Below are 16,027 nucleotides of genomic sequence, written 5' to 3'. Positions count from 1 at the left end.
CAATTGGCCGGTTTATTTTTGTTCGGGTTTTGCGGTGTTTATACCGGCACCACAGAAGCGTCAGACCGCAGCAAACCGCTTATCCAGATAATCAATGATCACCTTGGACTCATACATCCAGGTGGTCTGGCCATTCTCTTCGATGCGCAGGCACGGCACCTTGATCTTGCCGCCTTGCTCCAGCAAGGCCTGGCGATCCTGTTCGCTGTTCTTGGCATCGCGCAAGGCCACCGGAACGTTCAGGCGACGCAGGGTGCGACGGGTTTTCACGCAGAACGGGCAGGCGTGGAACTGATACAGCGTCAGGTCCTTGGCGGCCGCTTCGACCTGAGCCTGAGCGGCGGCGGGGCGCTGCTTCTTGCCAGGGCGGGTGATGAAATCGATGAAGATGATCAGTTGGCCGAGGCCGACACGAAGCGCTTTGACGAACACGGTATAAGTCTCTCAGGGCAAACAGAAGGCGCGCAGCTTACCTGATTTTTCGCAGGCGAAAAAAAACCGGCGATCAGTGCCGGTTTTCTTCTTGCTGCGCGTTACTTGATCAGGCTGAGAAACTCGCTGCGGGTGGCGGCGTTTTCGCGGAACTCACCGAGCATCACCGAGGTGATCATCGTCGAATTCTGTTTCTCCACACCGCGCATCATCATGCACATGTGCTTGGCCTCGATCACCACTGCCACGCCCAGGGCGCCGGTGACTTGCTGGACCGCGTCGGCGATCTGGCGGCTGAGGTTTTCCTGGATCTGCAGGCGGCGGGCGTACATATCGACGATCCGCGCGACTTTCGACAGTCCCAGTACCTTGCCGCTCGGAATATAGGCAACGTGCGCCTTGCCGATGAACGGCAGCAGGTGATGCTCGCACAACGAGTAGAGCTCGATGTCCTTGACCAGCACCATCTCGCTGTTGTCGGAGCTGAACAAGGCACCGTTGGTGACCTCTTCCAGCGTCTGTTCATAACCGCGGCAGAGGTACTGCATGGCTTTGGCGGCACGTTTTGGCGTGTCGAGCAGGCCCTCGCGGGACACGTCCTCGCCCAATTGGCCGAGAATCGCGGTGTAATTCTGTTCCAGGGACATGAAACTACCTGTGGGATTTTACGCAAAGGGCAAGGGTACGGTGGCAAACACGGCGCTGCAAGCGTGAAGCGACAGCTTTACTCGTCGCGACCTTCCATCATGGTTCGTTTAAGCATCACGTAAACCGCTCCAGCGCCGCCGTGTTTCGGCTGGCACGAGGTGAAGCCGAGCACCTGTGGATGCTGACGTAGCCAGGTGTTGACGTGACTCTTGATCATCGGCCGCTTGCCGTCCAGGCGCACGGCTTTGCCGTGGGTGACGCGCACGCAGCGGATTTCGAATTTAGTTGCTTCGGCCAGAAACGCCCAGAGGGTTTCACGGGCCTTTTCCACGTTCATGCCATGCAGGTCGAGGCTGCCTTCGAACGGAATCTGTCCGATCTTGAGCTTGCGCATCTGGCTTTCCTGAACACCGTCACGTGCCCACATCAGCTCGTCTTCCGGGCCGACATCAATCACAAACTGATCGGACAGCCCGTCAACGGTGGTCGCATCGGTGCGCACAGTGGCGGCCTGGCGCAGCTTGGCGATTTGCGCGCGGTCGGCCTTGGGTTTGCCGGTTTCGGCGCGATCGTGCTTGATCGGCTTGACGCCTTGGATCGCGCTTTTGAACAGGGAAAAATCGTCGTCTTGCATGTCAGCCTCCGCGAAGGGGGGCAGTTTACCCAAGTCGGAGCGCTATCCATAACAATTGAGGCCCGTCAAAACGCCGGGCCTTTGATTCAGTCGTGTTTTTTCATCAGGTGCGGGGCTATGTTCAGCTCTCGCGACTGGCGCGAACGGCGACGGCAGCGGCGCCATAGCAACACGCCGAGGTACAGCACGAACACGCCCACCGCCAGAATGATCGACGAGCCCAGCGGGCTGGCATTCAACTCGCCCAACGCCGGTGGCCGCCCCAGCAGGCTGGCCGCGCCGGCCATCGCCAGCAATACACCGCACATCGCCAGCAGGGCAGCGAACGCTGCGCCGAAGCGAAATCGCCAATTGCGTTGGCCCTTGGGCCGCAAGCGGCGTGCATCAAAACCATCGGATAACTTCATTCCGACCTTCCTCAATGGGTATCGGCCCTTCGACCGGGAGTTGACCGGGATGTTCCTGAGGCTAGGGCAATTACGGCAAATGAGAGGCTTTTGCGGATGAGCGGCGGTATGGGCCGCTCATCGACGGTCGATCAGATCAGATCGCGGGTCAGGGCGAGGGTGGCGAAGTTGTCCGCCATGATCGCCATTTCGGTCTGCTGAACGTGTTCGGCGCTGAGGATCCCGCCCTTGCAAGGCAAATCCCGCGTCGCGCAGGCGTCTTCCACCAGGGTGCAGCGAAAGCCCAGGTTCTTCGCCGCACGCACGGTGGTGCTGACGCTGGAGTGACTCATGAAACCGCAAACGATCAGGTCGAGCGAGCCCAGTTGTTGCAGGCGATCGTAAAGTTCGGTGCCGTGAAACGCGCTTGGCAGCAATTTGCCGATGACGGTTTCGTCGCCCTGTGGCTCCAGGCCCGGGATGAACTCACCGCGTTCGCCCTGGGGATCGAACAGCCCACCGACGGTGCCGAGGTGACGCACATGCACGATTGGCCGACCGGCTGCACGGGCAGCGGCCAGCAGGTGTTTGATGTTCGCGACGGCAGCATCCATGCCGCTCAGGGCCAGCGGACCACTGAGGTATTCTTTCTGGGCATCGATGATGACTAGGGTCGCATGACCCAGATTGGCCGCTGCATAACCACGGCCGCTGAGTTGAAACATCGTTTTTGGAACGGACATTCTGGGGCTCCTTCGGGTGGGGCTTTTGCGGCATTGTCCTCTGGCTGAGCGCTTCTGTGAATCGCTTCCATCGCAGGCACCGCCGTTGCTGGCTCGCAGCCTTGTCAAGATACTCGTTCTGTTCAATAGCTGGCTGGAAAAATAGAAGAGTCCTACATCTGATCCGGTGTTTTTCCTGCGTCGTCGCGGCGCCTTTTGGCTGTTAGAATCGTCAGTCGTTTTTTCTGGAGTTTACCCCGTGATCACTTCCCGACTTCGTACCCTGCGTGACCATATCCGTTGGGCCGTCAGCCGCTTCCATGGGGAGGATCTGTTTTTCGGCCATGGGACCGACAACGCCTGGGACGAAGCCCGTCAACTGGTATTGGGTGCGCTCCACTTGCCGTGGGAAATCGCCGACAGCTATCTGGACTGCCGTCTGGAGGACGATGAGCTGGTCAATCTGCAACGCTTGCTCAAGCGCCGCATCGAAGAACGCATTCCGACCGCTTACCTGCTGGGCGAAGCCTGGTTCTGCGGCTTGTCGTTCATTGTCGACGAACGCGTGCTGATCCCGCGTTCGCCGATTGGTGAGCTGATCGAAAAACGTTTCGAGCCGTGGCTGGGTGCCGAACCTGAGCGCATTCTCGACTTGTGCACCGGTTCCGGTTGCATCGGTATCGCCTGTGCCTATGAGTTCCAGAACGCCGAAGTGGTTTTGGCCGACCTGTCGTTCGAAGCACTGGAAGTGGCTAACCAGAACATCGAGCGCCACGGTGTCGACGAGCGCGTGTTCACCGTTCAGGGCGATGGTTTCGATGGTTTGCCAGGGCAACGTTTCGACCTGATCGTGTCGAACCCGCCTTACGTCGATGCGGAAGATTTCGCCGACATGCCGGACGAATATCAACACGAACCCGAGCTGGGCCTGGCCTGTGGCGACGACGGTTTGAACCTGGTACGACGCATGCTCGCCGAAGCGGCGGATCATCTGACCGAGAAAGGTTTGTTGATCGTCGAGGTGGGTAACAGCCAGGTTCACGTCGAGGCGTTGTACCCGGAAGTCGATTTCGCCTGGCTGGAATTCGAGCGCGGCGGGCATGGGGTGTTCATGCTGACAGCCGAGCAGTGCCGCGATCATCAGGCGCTGTTCGCTTCTCGCGTCTGACCCCGAATATTGTGGTGAGGGAGCAAGCTCCCTCACCACAATTGGGTTTGATGTCGGTTACCGATGCGTGGCAATCCAGATCAACAACCCCGCCTGAAACACCGCAAACGCCACCAGACAGGTAATGGTAAAACGCAGTCCAGCGTCTTCACGCTTGTACTTGCTGACCTTTTCTTCGTGCTTCTTGAGTTTGACTTCCTGTTCCGCCAGGTTCTGCTCGGCTTGCTGGAGCATCTGCGCGGCTTCGAGGATTTCCACCTGTTGCAGCTTTTCGCTGTTCCAGTCGCCCAGCAAATCACCGATCTGCACCTCTTTGACGCTGCCCTTCAAATGCTGGGCATCGGCGTAGGCCACGTCAAAACCGTGCACCCGCAGAAAGTGGTCGCGGCGCAGGCGCGTGTCTTCGTTCAACGCATCCTTGTTGTTCAGGTCGGTGCCGTCGACGGTGTAGGCGGGCCATCGTTTCTTCGCCCAAGTGATGCCTTGAGCCGCCATATAGCGCCCGATGCCACGGTTCATCGGCTCTATCTGCAAGCCGCTTTCCGGAGCGAAATGCACGCGTTTGGCGGCGTGATCGACCCACACATCCAGATGATTCTGTTCTTTGCGTACCCGTTGGCCTGGCAGCTTGATGGCCATGCGCAGCAGGCTGTGCTCCTTGCTGTTGCGTTCGGCGTAACCGAATTCGACAAAGCGCAGCGGTCGGCCGCCGGTGTTACGGTCGGTTTGCAACGGCGCCAGGCGGAGCATTTTGTGGTGCTCGACGTGGACGTCCGCCCACGGCAGCTCGACCGCTGGCGGTGTGTCTTTTTCAGCGGTGGAGTCGGGTGAAGTCTGGGTATCAGTCATAACGGCGAGATCCTGTCCAAGCTCTGTTGCCGCCAGTCATAGCGCTGGCGACAAAGGCTTATCGGCCGTTTTTTTCAGGACTGGAGGACAAACAGCGCTTAACTGGGGCGAAGTCCGTCAATAAATCCGAGGATTCGTGCGCCGAGTTCCGCCGCCAGGGGCAATTGCGGATCTTTATAGGAGGCCAATTGCCGCTTCACGTCGTTGGGCACGATGCGCATGACGTGGTTCATGCCTTCGATCAGTGCCAGTTCGGCGTCCGGTTTGGCGGCTTTGAGCGCCCTGGCGTCACCCACGCCGACCTGGATGTCGTTGCTGCCCTGAATGATCAGTGCCGGCATCTTCAGTTTGGCGAAGGCTGCCGCCGGGTCCTGGCGGAACAGTGAAATCAGGTACGGCTGCACGCTGGGGCGGAAAATCACCTGCAACTGCGGCGGCACGTTGTCGTCAGTGTGGCCGGCCTTGAGGCTGTCGAGCAGTTCATTGCTGCGCAGCATCAAGGCTGGCGGCAGGCGATTGCTCAACTGCTGGCGCAGCACTTGATCGATCGGCCGCGCGCTGCCGGACAGGGAAATCACCGCCGCAGCGTCGACACTTGGCGCCGCCAGGCTGGCAATCAACGCACCTTCGCTGTGGCCCAGCAAAATCAGTTTGCCCAGACGCGGGTCGGCCTTGAGCTTCTGCCCCCAGGCCACGGCATCGGCCACATAGGCTTCCACCGACAGATTGCGTTCATCCGGCGTTGCCGCAAGGCTCGCCGCCACGCCGCGTTTGTCGTAACGCACGCTGGCGATGTTGTGTTTGGCCAGCACCCAGGCCAGCCGTTTGAGGCTGTCGTTGCGCCCGCCGTCGGGGTTGTTTCCGTCACGATCCGTAGGACCGGAGCCGGAAATGATCAGGACAACCGGTACCGGCGTGTCGGACTTGGGTAGCAACAGTGAGCCGAAAAGCTCGCCATTGCCGGTATCCAGGGTGATCGGGCGTTGCAGGACGGAGGCCTGTACAAAACCGGTAAACAGGGTAAGGCTCAAGGCTAGAACTCGCAGCATCATCACGCCATCATCAACAAGGTGCCGGTTGGACTCGCAGGCACCCATAAGGTTCGAGGATGAACTACTTGGGTAGCCTGCGTATACTGGCGCGCATTACGTATTTTAGGTTCGATTTCACGGAGCGTCCTGCATGTCCGGCAATACCTACGGCAAGCTGTTCACTGTCACCACCGCGGGCGAAAGCCATGGTCCGGCGTTGGTCGCCATTGTCGATGGCTGCCCGCCGGGCCTGGAGATCTCCCTTGAGGACCTGCAGCGCGACCTGGACCGCCGCAAGCCCGGCACCAGCCGACACACCACCCAGCGCCAGGAAGCCGACGAAGTCGAAATCCTCTCCGGTGTGTTCGAAGGCCGCACCACCGGTTGCGCCATCGGCCTGTTGATCCGCAACACCGACCAGAAGTCCAAGGACTACTCGGCGATCAAGGATCTGTTCCGTCCGGCCCACGCCGACTACACCTACCATCACAAATACGGTGAGCGCGATTACCGCGGCGGCGGTCGCAGCTCGGCCCGTGAAACCGCCATGCGCGTAGCCGCCGGCGCGATTGCCAAGAAATACCTGGCCACCCAGGGCATCGTCATTCGTGGCTACATGAGCCAGCTCGGCCCGATCGAAATCCCGTTCAAGACCTGGGATTCGGTGGAAGAGAACGCTTTCTTCAGCCCCGACCCGGACAAAGTGCCGGAGCTGGAAGCCTATATGGACCAGTTGCGTCGCGACCAGGATTCGGTCGGCGCGAAGATCACCGTGGTCGCCGAAGGCGTGATGCCGGGCCTCGGCGAGCCGATCTTCGACCGCCTCGACGCCGAACTGGCCCATGCGCTGATGAGCATCAACGCGGTCAAGGGCGTGGAAATCGGCGCCGGTTTTGCCAGCATCGCCCAGCGCGGCACTGAACACCGCGATGAAATGACCCCGGAAGGTTTCCTCAGCAACAACGCCGGCGGCATTCTCGGTGGCATTTCGTCGGGCCAGCCGATTGTTGCGCACCTGGCGCTCAAGCCTACATCGAGCATCACCACGCCGGGCCGCTCCATCGACATCCATGGCAACCCGGTGGAGGTCGTCACCAAGGGTCGTCACGACCCGTGCGTTGGCATCCGCGCCACGCCAATCGCCGAAGCGATGATGGCCATCGTGCTGATGGACCACTTGCTGCGTCACCGCGGGCAGAACGCCGATGTGCGCGTGAGCACTCCGGTGTTGGGGCAGCTTTAATGGCTGATCTGAAAACCGCTGCAGTCTGATGACGGTGGCGGCGCTCCCGTACTGGCGGCTTTCCAGCTTCTACCTGTTCTATTTCGCCTTGCTCGGTTCGACAGCGCCGTTTCTGGCGCTGTACTTCGATCATCTGGGCTTCAGCGCCGCGCGCATTGGCGAACTGGTGGCGATCCCGATGCTGATGCGCTGCGTGGCGCCGAATATCTGGGGCTGGCTCGGTGACTACACCGGGCGGCGGCTGGCCATCGTGCGTTTCGGCGCCGCCTGCACCTTGCTGACCTTCTCACTGATTTTCGTCAGCAAAAGCTACGCCTGGCTGGCGATGGTCATGGCCTTGCACGCGTTTTTCTGGCACGCGGTGTTGCCGCAGTTCGAGGTCATCACCCTGGCTCATTTGCGGGGGCAGACCTCGCGCTACAGTCAGATCCGCCTGTGGGGTTCCATCGGTTTCATCATCACCGTGGTGGCGCTGGGCCGATTGTTCGAATGGCTCAGCCTCGACATTTACCCGGTGGCGCTGGTGCTGATCATGGCCGGGATCGTCGTCAGCAGCTTGTGGGTGCCCAACGCACAACCGGTTCAGGGTGAACGGTTGACGGGGGACGGATTCCTCCAGCAATTGCGCAGCCCCGGGGTGTTGGCGTTTTACGCGTGTGTGGCGTTGATGCAGATGAGCCACGGGCCGTATTACACCTTTCTGACCTTGCACCTTGAGCGACTCGGTTACAGTCGCGGGCTGATCGGCATGCTCTGGGCGGTCGGCGTGGTCGCCGAAGTCTTGATGTTTCTGTTCATGAGCAAGATTCTCGCGCGCTTCTCGGTGCGTCGGGTGCTGCTGGCGAGCTTCCTGCTGGCGGCTTTGCGTTGGTTGTTGCTCGGCTCGTTTGCCGAGTTCCTTTGGGTGTTGTTGTTCGCCCAGGTGCTGCACGCCGCCACCTTCGGCAGCTTTCACGCCGCTGCCATCCAGTTCGTGCAACGTAGCTTCGGCGCGCGCCAGCAAGGCCAGGGTCAGGCGCTGTATGCCGCGCTGGCCGGCACCGGCGGCGCACTGGGGGCGTTGTATTCCGGCTACAGCTGGAATGCCCTCGGCGCCACATTGACCTTTAGTATTGCCAGCCTCGCAGCCTTTGCCGCTGCCGTTATCATTGCCACACGTATGCAAGAGGACAGGCCATGAGCCTTACCCGTGAACACCTCGCCCAGGAAATCATCGACGCCGGGCGTTTTCTGTATGGCCGCGGCTGGTCGCCGGCCACCAGCAGCAATTACTCGACCCGCCTGTCGCCGACCGAAGCCTTGCTGACCGTGTCCGGCAAGCACAAGGGCCAACTGGGCCCGGACGATGTGCTGGCTACCGACTTGTCAGGCAACAGCCTGGAGCCAGGCAAGAAGCCGTCCGCCGAAACCCTGTTGCACACCCAGCTCTATAGCTGGCGTCCGGAGATCGGCGCGGTGCTGCACACCCATTCGGTGAACGCCACGGTGCTGTCGCGCCTGACGCCGGAAGATTTCATCGAGTTCGAAGACTACGAACTGCAAAAGGCCTTCAGCGGCGTGTCGACCCACGAGTCCCGGGTGCGCGTGCCGATTTTCGACAACGACCAGGACATTGCGCGGTTGGCCGCCAAGGTGCAGCCTTGGCTCGACGCCCACCCTGATTGCGTCGGCTACCTGATTCGCGGTCATGGCCTCTACACGTGGGGCGCGCGCATGAGCGACGCACTGCGGCAGATCGAGGCTTTTGAATTTTTGTTCGAGTGCGAGTTGAAGACGCGCTCGCTCTTTAACCGTAATGCATGAACTGTTAAGGAGTTGCCCTGATGAGCAGCCTGTCCGTTTACCACGTCTCAAGCCCTGACATTCCGAACAAGGTGCTGACCCACTTTGAAGACATCGCCTCGACCCTGGCCGAGCAGGGCGTGCGTTTCGACCGTTGGCAAGCCGCAGCGAAAATCCAGCCCGGCGCCAGTCAGGAAGAAGTGATCGCCGCGTACCAGGAGCAAATCGACAAGCTGATGACCGAGCGCGGTTACATCACCGTCGACGTGGTCAGCCTGAACAGCGATCACCCGCAAAAAGCCGAGTTGCGTGCCAAGTTCCTCGATGAACACCGCCATGGCGAAGACGAAGTGCGATTTTTCGTCGCCGGCCGTGGCTTGTTCACCCTGCACATCGACGATTACGTGTACGCCGTGCTCTGCGAGAAGAACGACCTGATCTCGGTGCCAGCCGGCACAAAGCACTGGTTCGACATGGGTGAAAACCCGCATTTCGTCGCAATCCGCCTGTTCAACAACCCCGAAGGCTGGGTGGCCAACTTCACCGGCGATGACATCGCCAGCCACTTTCCGTGTCTTGAGGACTGAACCGATGCCGATCAAAGCGATTCTCACCGACATCGAAGGCACCACCAGCGCGGTGAGTTTTGTGTTCGACGTGTTGTTTCCGTACGCGGCCAAACACCTGCCGGACTTCGTTCGCGAAAATGCCGAACGTGCTGACGTCGCCGAACAGCTCGCGGCTGTGCGGCGTGACAGCGGTGAACCGCAAGCAGACGTTGAGCGGGTTATCGAAATCCTCTTGGGCTGGATCGCCGAAGACCGCAAAGCCACGCCGCTCAAAGCGTTGCAAGGCATGGTCTGGGAGCAGGGGTATCAGGCCGGGCAGTTGAAAGGCCATGTTTACCCGGACGCCGTTGAAGCGCTGAAGCGCTGGCATCAGGAAGGCTATCAACTGTTTGTTTATTCCTCGGGTTCGATTCAGGCGCAAAAACTGATTTTCGGTTGTTCGGAGGCGGGGGATCTGTCGCCACTGTTCAGCGGCTATTTCGACACCACTTCAGGGCCCAAGCGCGAAGCACAGTCCTACCAGCGCATCACCCAGGCGATTGGCGTCGAGGCTTCGCAGATTCTGTTTCTGTCCGACATCGTTCAGGAACTGGACGCGGCGCGCACGGCCGGCATGGCAACCTGTGGCCTGGCTCGTGAGGGCGGGGAATTGGCAGGGCATGTGACGGTGGACAGTTTTGCGCGGATCAGTCCGTCTGCCTTTTAAACATCAGCCGTAGAAACAACTCAGGCCGTGAAGCGAAAGCTCTCACGGCCTGATCGTTTATAGCGCTGTGACGGGTTATGCCGAGTGATAGGTCGGCAGTGCGAACCGTTGCTGGCTTTGCAGCATGGAAATCTGCGGCAGTTCGCTGGCCTGTTCGGCGACGTCACGGCGAATCGCGCTGATGACCCATGACAGCTGATCGCCGGCATGCAATTGCTGGTAGGAAATCGAACGTTTGAAGACTTTACCGTCGTGGCTGCGCAGGGTCAGCAGAATGCCGCCATCCGGCCGGGGCTGGGTGGTCACTTCGAAGTTGGAGAACAGCGACGAAAATTTTTCCTGGATCAGGCTCATGTCTATCAGCTCCATTTTGTGCTTGAAGGGCAACATGGAGGGGTAGTTGCAGTGATTGTGCCAGCACCTATATTTTTAAAATTTCATATAAATCAGTAAGTTATATTTTTATGATTTTTTGGCTTTCGTGCAATTTGCATGAATGGCCATCGTGCATCCTGCATTTTGCGAGATCGTCGACAACCGGACGGAACCAATCGCAACGGCGGAGTTCCGCTTTGCGAAGGCTTCGGCCGTGGATACAAAACATTGCAAAAACCGCGTGTACAGCTCAAGAAGCCCTGACGTATTTTCGGCCTCAATCAACGCCACCCGACAATAAAAAGATCGAACGGGAGCAACCATGAGCCGTACGCTGCACGACACGATTACCTGGGGCATGATGCTCCGCAAGCTGCCTTCCATTGCCAAAGCCATCCCCCGCGTGGTGAAGGGCATGAAAGTCGCCAACGTCAAGGATCCGACCCAACCGTGTGGTCTCGGCTGGAGCTTCGAGCAGGCGACGTTGCGCAATCCCGATGGCCCGGCATTGCTGCAGGGCGACGTGATACTCACTTATGCACAGGTCAATCAGTGGGCCAACCGCATCGCCCATCACCTGATTGCCCAAGGCACCGGCAAGGGCGATGTGGTCGCGGTGTTTATCGAGAACCGTGTGGAACTGTTGGTGACGATATTGGCGGTGGCCAAGGTCGGTGCGATCAGCGCCTTGCTGAATACCTCCCAGACCCGCGATACCCTGGTTCATAGCCTGAATCTGGTGGCGCCTGTAGCGATCGTAGTTGGAGAAGAGCTGGTTCCGGCCTTCAATGCGGTCCGCGAGCGGGTGGTCATCGATGCGGCGCGCACCTGGTTTGTCGCCGATCAAGACACTTACCACGATCCGGGCAAAACACCCGATGGCTTCATTAATCTGATGACGGCCAGTTGCGACGCGTCCAGCGACAATCCTGCCAGCCGGCAGGTTTTTTTCGACGACCCTTGCTTCTATATCTATACCTCGGGCACCACCGGGTTGCCCAAGGCCGGGGTGTTCAAGCACGGCCGCTGGATGCGCAGCTCCGCCAGCTTCGGGCTGATCGCCCTGGACATGCAGCCGCAGGACGTCGTCTATTGCACCTTGCCGCTGTACCACGCCACCGGGCTCTGCGTGTGCTGGGGCTCGGCGATCAGCGGGGCGTCGGGGTTTGCCATCCGCCGAAAATTCAGCGCCAGCCAGTTCTGGAGCGACGTGCGCAAATACCGGGCGACCACCCTCGGGTACGTCGGCGAATTGTGTCGCTACCTGGTGGATCAACCGCGTAGCGTCGACGACAGTCGGCACAGCGTGACGAAGATGATCGGCAATGGTCTGCGCCCCGGCGCGTGGAGCGAGTTCAAGACGCGGTTTGCCGTCGACCACATCTGCGAGCTGTACGCCGCCAGCGATGGCAATATCGGCTTCACCAACATCCTCAACTTCGACAACACCATTGGCTTTTCCCTGATGTCCTGGGAGCTGGTGGCGTACGACCACGACAGCGGCGCCCCCACGCGGGATGCCAAGGGGTTCATGCGCAAAGTGGCCAAGGGCGAGCAGGGGCTGTTGTTGGCGAGGATCGACGATAAGGCGCCTCTGGACGGCTACACCGATCCGCAGAAGACCGCAAAAGTGGTGCTCCACGATGTGTTCGTGAAGGGCGACCGTTACTTCAATACCGGTGACCTGCTGCGCAACATCGGTTTCGGTCACGCGCAGTTTGTCGATCGCTTGGGGGACACCTACCGCTGGAAGGGCGAAAACGTCTCCACTACCGAGGTCGAGAACATCCTGTTGCAACACCCGCACATCGCCGAAGCCGTGGCCTATGGCGTGGAAATTCACAACACCAATGGGCGGGCAGGGATGGCGGCCATCACCCCGGCCGAATCCCTGGCGACCCTGGATTTCAGTGAGTTGCTGGCGTTCGCCAGGCAACAAATGCCGGCCTATGCGGTGCCACTGTTCCTGCGGGTGAAAGTGAAAATGGAAACCACCGGGACCTTCAAGTACCAGAAGACCCGGCTCAAGGACGAAGCCTTCGATCCGAGCAAAACCGGCGATGACCCGATTTATGCCTGGCTGCCGGGCACCGAAACCTACGTGCGAGTCACCGAGCAGGTGCTGGCGGATATTTACGGAGGCAGGCATCGCTATTGAAAGGGTCGCTATTGAATATCGCTATGACCGTCCATGAGAAAAAACAAGTGACAGGTTCCGGGCTGCTCGGGAAACTATCGGCTTTCCGATTGACCGAATGTGGAGTCCCCAATGTCAGACAAAAGCCGCCAGATGACCCCCGAAGAGGCAGCTGAATTTGCCGAACAGGTGTTCAACAAAGCGCGCGAGGGTGATGCGGTGATGCTGGACCGGTTGATCAGCTCCGGATTGCCGGTGAATCTGCGTAACAGCAAGGGCGATACCTTGCTGATGCTCGCCAGTTACTACGGGCATGTAGAGGCGGTGCAGGTGCTGCTCAAGCACAAGGCCGATCCCGAGTTGCGCAACGGCAACGGTCAGAGTCCGATTGCCGGTGCAGCATTCAAGGGCAACCTGGCGGTGGTCAAGGCGTTGGTTGAGGGGGGCGCTGAAGTGGAAGGTTCGTCCTTCGACGGACGCACTGCGTTGATGATGGCGGCGATGTTCAACCGCGTCGAAATCATCGACTACCTGATCAGCAAAGGCGCCGATCCAGCGGCCAAGGACGCCAACGGTGTGTCTGCGCTGGACGCGGCCAAGACCATGGGCGCGGCGGATACCACGGCTCAGCTGCAAAAACTCCTGGCCTGACCTCTGTAGTGTCGCGGGGCTTTTGTGGCGAGGGAGCTCTGTGGCGAGGGGGCTTGCCCCCGTTGGGCCGCGAAGCGGCCCCCCTTCGGTATCTCATTCAAACCCAGTTCTCTGGTTTTACGACTGCTTCGCAGCCGAGTGGGAGCAAGCCCCCTCGCCACAGGTTCCTGCCAGGTCCCGCAATCCGTTTCCGAATGCGTTATCCTTCGCGCCCTCAAAATTCCCTCGCTACAGGATCCACCTCATGAAAGCCGCACTCGTCGAACTCATCAGCAAAATCAGCTCCGGGTGCATGGGCGAGGACGAAATCCTGAAAATCGCTGACGAAGCGGCTCAGGCCTACGCCGATCCCGAGGCTTTTCTGGCGGCCAATCCAGACATCAACTACGACGACACCTTTCCGATCCCGTTGGGCGAGTGGGTTGTCGTCGGCAGTCTGCCAGAAACCGTGTTGTTCCAGGCCGACACCTACATGGACCTGTTCGCGCAGATCGTCGCCTCGTTCGGCCCCGGCGTTGAGTTCAACATCAAGCCCAAGCAACTGGCCAAAACCGAAGCTCTCACGGCACTCAATCGCATTCAGGTGCAGATGAGCAGCCTGAACAAGGAAAACGGTGGCTACACCCTGATGAATTTCAGCCAGTTGCTCGACGACGAACTGCAAGTGGTGCTGGTCTATGGCAACGACGTGCCACGGGTGCTGGAGTTGTGCGCCGAAGTCGGCATCGCCGCCGCGCCCTCCCTGGAAGCCCTGAAAGTGGCCATCCACGTCTGAAACCGTCTACAACGGTAATAAAACGGAACCCTCGCCAGGCCCGACTATCCTAAGAGTGCCTACCATTTTTTTGGAGCGACACCATGGGTTCCACGTTCAACACCCTGATCGGCCTGATTATTTTTGCCCTGGATATCTGGGCCATCATCAACGTGCTTAAAAGTGGCGCCGAAGTCGGGATGAAAGTCCTCTGGGTGCTGTTGATCCTGTTGCTGCCGGTGCTGGGCCTGATCATCTGGGCCATCGCCGGGCCAAGAGGCGATGTGCGGATCTGACGATCTTCATGGTAGGAGCGAGGCTTGCCCGCGAAAGGATCGCTGCGGTGTACCTGATAGACCGAGTCATCGTTCTTCGCGGGCAAGCCTCGCTCCTACCGGCGTGTGCATCAGAAGGTTCGACCTGTCATGTTCCGCGACGTAGAATGCGCGCCTTTCCCGGTCAATCGAGGTGATCGATTGGCCATCATGGGCGGGTAACCGTCCGTTGCCACCCGCATTCATCGGAGCACTTCCCATGAGCAATACCCCAACCAGCGAGTACCTGGAAACCCTCTACGAAGGCTATGGCCAGCGTTTTCGCATGGAAAAACTGCTGCACGAAGTGCGCACCGAACACCAGCACCTGGTGATCTTCGAAAACCCGCGCATGGGCCGGGTGATGGCGCTGGATGGCGTAATCCAGACCACCGAAGCCGACGAATTCATCTACCACGAAATGCTCACCCACGTGCCGATCCTCGCCCATGGCACCGCCAAGCGCGTTCTGATCATCGGTGGTGGCGACGGCGGCATGCTGCGTGAAGTGGCCAAGCACCGCAGCGTCGAGCACATCACCATGGTCGAAATCGACGGCACCGTGGTCGACATGTGCAAGGAATTCCTGCCGAACCACTCCAAGGGTGCGTTCGATGATCCACGCCTGAACCTGGTGATCGACGACGGCATGCGTTTCGTCGCCACCACCACCGAAAAGTTCGACGTGATCATTTCCGACTCCACCGACCCGATCGGTCCGGGCGAAGTGCTGTTCTCCGAAAACTTCTACCAGGCTTGCCACCGCTGCCTGAACGAAGGCGGCATTCTGGTGACCCAGAACGGCACCCCGTTCATGCAAATCGAAGAAGTCAAAACCACCGCGGGTCGCCTGCGCAGCCTGTTCCCGGACTGGCACTTCTATCAGGCGGCCGTGCCGACCTACATCGGCGGCGCAATGACCTTCGCCTGGGGCGCGACCGATACCGCTTATCGCAAATTGTCCCGCGAAATCCTGCAACAGCGCTTCGCCGGCAGCGGCATCATCACCCGCTACTACAACCCGGAAATCCATATTGGTGCCTTCGCGTTGCCGCAGTACGTGCTGCAAGCGGTGAACAAACCTAGCAACGACTGAAGCTTCGTCGATAAGAAAGGCCGTCGCCGGTGTGTGAGACACGCGGGTGACGGCCTTTTTTCATGTCTCGCTTTTAGGATCCCTTGGAACGATCGGCCAATGCACGAGTCGAGATAGATGTAAGCCCATCCATGGGTTTTACCGAGGAGGCACCGATGCAAAAGTGGAAAATCACTTTCGTGGATGAACACGGTGAATCAGTCGACGAACTCTTCGAGTGCGAGGAGTGCCCGAGCAACGAGCAAGCCGCCCAACTCATTCGCGACCGGCGACTGCCGGTGGCTGCGAAACTGGACCTCAATGATCTGGAGGGTCGTACCGATGATCCGACCGTCAAAAGTCTGAAATCCCAGCACAGCATTGAAATCCTCAGCATTACTCCGATTTGATACACCTCCTGTCACATTCACCACCAGGCCTTGGCAGCGGCTCTGTCTTGAGGCTACTCTGCAACCGAGATCAGCGAGTGACTCGCTAAGGTCTGGTCTTGTCAGCTACATGCTTGTTTCCCGGCGGCAACCTCTGTTGCC

Annotated in this window: 20 protein-coding genes; 12 read left to right on the top strand and 8 right to left on the bottom strand. The window is 59.5% G+C overall.

Going from position 1 to position 16,027, the window contains the following annotated elements; all coding sequences use genetic code 11:
* Positions 1–60: 60 nt before the first annotated feature.
* The 5 genes from JUI81_RS22140 to JUI81_RS22120 form a co-directional block, all read right to left on the bottom strand.
* Positions 61–432, bottom strand: a complete 372-nt coding sequence (locus tag JUI81_RS22140) for a glutathione S-transferase N-terminal domain-containing protein (protein ID WP_105339707.1) — start codon at positions 430–432, stop codon at positions 61–63.
* A gap of 101 nt (positions 433–533) precedes the next feature.
* The gene (gene folE, locus JUI81_RS22135; RefSeq protein ID WP_007988130.1) at positions 534–1,079 is read right to left on the bottom strand and encodes a GTP cyclohydrolase I FolE; all 546 of its coding nucleotides are present in this window, start codon (positions 1,077–1,079) and stop codon (positions 534–536) included.
* A 77-nt stretch (positions 1,080–1,156) separates the two neighbouring features.
* The gene (locus JUI81_RS22130; RefSeq protein WP_008005647.1) at positions 1,157–1,714 is read right to left on the bottom strand and encodes a Smr/MutS family protein; all 558 of its coding nucleotides are present in this window, start codon (positions 1,712–1,714) and stop codon (positions 1,157–1,159) included.
* Between the two features lie 86 nt (positions 1,715–1,800).
* The gene (locus JUI81_RS22125) at positions 1,801–2,121 is read right to left on the bottom strand and encodes a hypothetical protein (protein ID WP_019579704.1); all 321 of its coding nucleotides are present in this window, start codon (positions 2,119–2,121) and stop codon (positions 1,801–1,803) included.
* Between the two features lie 131 nt (positions 2,122–2,252).
* On the bottom strand, positions 2,253–2,843 hold the full coding sequence (locus JUI81_RS22120) for a cysteine hydrolase family protein (RefSeq protein ID WP_007940817.1): 591 nt from the start codon (positions 2,841–2,843) through the stop codon (positions 2,253–2,255).
* Positions 2,844–3,081: 238 nt separating this feature from the next.
* Between JUI81_RS22120 and prmB the strand changes: the two genes are divergently transcribed.
* A complete protein-coding gene (gene prmB / locus JUI81_RS22115) occupies positions 3,082–3,990 on the top strand; it encodes a 50S ribosomal protein L3 N(5)-glutamine methyltransferase (protein ID WP_019579705.1) in 909 nt (302 codons plus the stop codon).
* A 57-nt stretch (positions 3,991–4,047) separates the two neighbouring features.
* Here prmB and JUI81_RS22110 read toward each other — a convergent pair whose 3' ends face one another.
* Together JUI81_RS22110 and JUI81_RS22105 are read right to left on the bottom strand one after the other, a co-directional pair.
* A complete protein-coding gene (locus JUI81_RS22110; RefSeq protein ID WP_019579706.1) occupies positions 4,048–4,839 on the bottom strand; it encodes a hypothetical protein in 792 nt (263 codons plus the stop codon).
* 98 nt (positions 4,840–4,937) lie between these two features.
* Complete coding sequence (locus tag JUI81_RS22105) at positions 4,938–5,936, bottom strand: alpha/beta hydrolase (protein WP_204125030.1); 999 nt, start codon at positions 5,934–5,936, stop codon at positions 4,938–4,940.
* An 85-nt stretch (positions 5,937–6,021) separates the two neighbouring features.
* Here JUI81_RS22105 and aroC point away from each other — a divergent pair, with 85 nt between their 5' ends.
* From aroC to mtnC, 5 genes are read left to right on the top strand one after another with little or no spacing between them, the layout of a single operon-like run.
* Positions 6,022–7,113, top strand: coding sequence for a chorismate synthase (gene aroC / locus JUI81_RS22100; protein ID WP_007940813.1), 1,092 nt, complete (start codon positions 6,022–6,024; stop codon positions 7,111–7,113).
* A gap of 28 nt (positions 7,114–7,141) precedes the next feature.
* On the top strand, positions 7,142–8,293 hold the full coding sequence (locus tag JUI81_RS22095) for an MFS transporter (RefSeq protein WP_019579709.1): 1,152 nt from the start codon (positions 7,142–7,144) through the stop codon (positions 8,291–8,293).
* Positions 8,290–8,916 (top strand): methylthioribulose 1-phosphate dehydratase, encoded by a 627-nt coding sequence (locus JUI81_RS22090; RefSeq protein WP_019579710.1) that lies wholly within the window; start codon positions 8,290–8,292, stop codon positions 8,914–8,916. The genes JUI81_RS22095 and JUI81_RS22090 overlap by 4 nt, the downstream gene beginning before the upstream one ends.
* Positions 8,917–8,936: 20 nt before the next feature.
* Positions 8,937–9,482, top strand: coding sequence for an acireductone dioxygenase (locus JUI81_RS22085; protein ID WP_018925203.1), 546 nt, complete (start codon positions 8,937–8,939; stop codon positions 9,480–9,482).
* Between the two features lie 4 nt (positions 9,483–9,486).
* A complete protein-coding gene (mtnC, locus tag JUI81_RS22080; protein WP_028941061.1) occupies positions 9,487–10,170 on the top strand; it encodes an acireductone synthase in 684 nt (227 codons plus the stop codon).
* A gap of 75 nt (positions 10,171–10,245) precedes the next feature.
* Here the strand turns inward: mtnC and JUI81_RS22075 are convergent, their stop codons facing one another.
* The gene (locus tag JUI81_RS22075; RefSeq protein WP_018925205.1) at positions 10,246–10,524 is read right to left on the bottom strand and encodes a DUF3509 domain-containing protein; all 279 of its coding nucleotides are present in this window, start codon (positions 10,522–10,524) and stop codon (positions 10,246–10,248) included.
* A 343-nt stretch (positions 10,525–10,867) separates the two neighbouring features.
* Here JUI81_RS22075 and JUI81_RS22070 point away from each other — a divergent pair, with 343 nt between their 5' ends.
* From JUI81_RS22070 to JUI81_RS22045, 6 genes are all read left to right on the top strand, one after another.
* Complete coding sequence (locus JUI81_RS22070; protein WP_204125029.1) at positions 10,868–12,703, top strand: long-chain-acyl-CoA synthetase; 1,836 nt, start codon at positions 10,868–10,870, stop codon at positions 12,701–12,703.
* 111 nt (positions 12,704–12,814) lie between these two features.
* Positions 12,815–13,333, top strand: a complete 519-nt coding sequence (locus JUI81_RS22065) for an ankyrin repeat domain-containing protein (RefSeq protein WP_204125028.1) — start codon at positions 12,815–12,817, stop codon at positions 13,331–13,333.
* 244 nt (positions 13,334–13,577) lie between these two features.
* Entirely contained in the window at positions 13,578–14,108 is a 531-nt protein-coding gene (locus tag JUI81_RS22060) for a hypothetical protein (RefSeq protein ID WP_007940803.1), read from the top strand.
* A gap of 83 nt (positions 14,109–14,191) precedes the next feature.
* Positions 14,192–14,383 carry a PLDc N-terminal domain-containing protein gene (locus tag JUI81_RS22055; protein ID WP_019579715.1) on the top strand — a complete coding sequence of 64 codons (192 nt, stop codon included), beginning with the start codon at positions 14,192–14,194 and terminating at the stop codon, positions 14,381–14,383.
* Between the two features lie 238 nt (positions 14,384–14,621).
* On the top strand, positions 14,622–15,497 hold the full coding sequence (gene speE / locus JUI81_RS22050; RefSeq protein ID WP_019579716.1) for a polyamine aminopropyltransferase: 876 nt from the start codon (positions 14,622–14,624) through the stop codon (positions 15,495–15,497).
* A gap of 155 nt (positions 15,498–15,652) precedes the next feature.
* Entirely contained in the window at positions 15,653–15,886 is a 234-nt protein-coding gene (locus tag JUI81_RS22045) for a hypothetical protein (protein ID WP_018925209.1), read from the top strand.
* The last annotated feature ends 141 nt before the right edge of the window (positions 15,887–16,027 follow it).

This window comes from Pseudomonas sp. 008 (assembly GCF_016861935.1).
In the GTDB taxonomy this organism is placed as follows: Bacteria; Pseudomonadota; Gammaproteobacteria; order Pseudomonadales; family Pseudomonadaceae; genus Aquipseudomonas.
This window is presented reverse-complemented; position numbering and strand designations above follow the sequence as displayed.

What these genes read in the sequence shown, in the direction of transcription:
- JUI81_RS22105 (WP_204125030.1), bottom strand. Translation starts at nt 5,936, where the DNA reads ATGGGTGCCTGCGAGTCCAACCGGCACCTTGTTGATGATGGCGTGATG.
- JUI81_RS22065 (WP_204125028.1), top strand. Translation starts at nt 12,815, where the DNA reads ATGTCAGACAAAAGCCGCCAGATGACCCCCGAAGAGGCAGCTGAATTT.
- JUI81_RS22095 (WP_019579709.1), top strand. Translation starts at nt 7,142, where the DNA reads ATGACGGTGGCGGCGCTCCCGTACTGGCGGCTTTCCAGCTTCTACCTG.
- JUI81_RS22090 (WP_019579710.1), top strand. Translation starts at nt 8,290, where the DNA reads ATGAGCCTTACCCGTGAACACCTCGCCCAGGAAATCATCGACGCCGGG.
- JUI81_RS22055 (WP_019579715.1), top strand. Translation starts at nt 14,192, where the DNA reads ATGGGTTCCACGTTCAACACCCTGATCGGCCTGATTATTTTTGCCCTG.
- JUI81_RS22110 (WP_019579706.1), bottom strand. Translation starts at nt 4,839, where the DNA reads ATGACTGATACCCAGACTTCACCCGACTCCACCGCTGAAAAAGACACA.
- JUI81_RS22125 (WP_019579704.1), bottom strand. Translation starts at nt 2,121, where the DNA reads ATGAAGTTATCCGATGGTTTTGATGCACGCCGCTTGCGGCCCAAGGGC.
- JUI81_RS22085 (WP_018925203.1), top strand. Translation starts at nt 8,937, where the DNA reads ATGAGCAGCCTGTCCGTTTACCACGTCTCAAGCCCTGACATTCCGAAC.
- JUI81_RS22075 (WP_018925205.1), bottom strand. Translation starts at nt 10,524, where the DNA reads ATGAGCCTGATCCAGGAAAAATTTTCGTCGCTGTTCTCCAACTTCGAA.
- JUI81_RS22060 (WP_007940803.1), top strand. Translation starts at nt 13,578, where the DNA reads ATGAAAGCCGCACTCGTCGAACTCATCAGCAAAATCAGCTCCGGGTGC.
- folE (WP_007988130.1), bottom strand. Translation starts at nt 1,079, where the DNA reads ATGTCCCTGGAACAGAATTACACCGCGATTCTCGGCCAATTGGGCGAG.
- JUI81_RS22070 (WP_204125029.1), top strand. Translation starts at nt 10,868, where the DNA reads ATGAGCCGTACGCTGCACGACACGATTACCTGGGGCATGATGCTCCGC.
- JUI81_RS22130 (WP_008005647.1), bottom strand. Translation starts at nt 1,714, where the DNA reads ATGCAAGACGACGATTTTTCCCTGTTCAAAAGCGCGATCCAAGGCGTC.
- JUI81_RS22120 (WP_007940817.1), bottom strand. Translation starts at nt 2,843, where the DNA reads ATGTCCGTTCCAAAAACGATGTTTCAACTCAGCGGCCGTGGTTATGCA.
- speE (WP_019579716.1), top strand. Translation starts at nt 14,622, where the DNA reads ATGAGCAATACCCCAACCAGCGAGTACCTGGAAACCCTCTACGAAGGC.
- mtnC (WP_028941061.1), top strand. Translation starts at nt 9,487, where the DNA reads ATGCCGATCAAAGCGATTCTCACCGACATCGAAGGCACCACCAGCGCG.
- aroC (WP_007940813.1), top strand. Translation starts at nt 6,022, where the DNA reads ATGTCCGGCAATACCTACGGCAAGCTGTTCACTGTCACCACCGCGGGC.
- JUI81_RS22045 (WP_018925209.1), top strand. Translation starts at nt 15,653, where the DNA reads ATGCAAAAGTGGAAAATCACTTTCGTGGATGAACACGGTGAATCAGTC.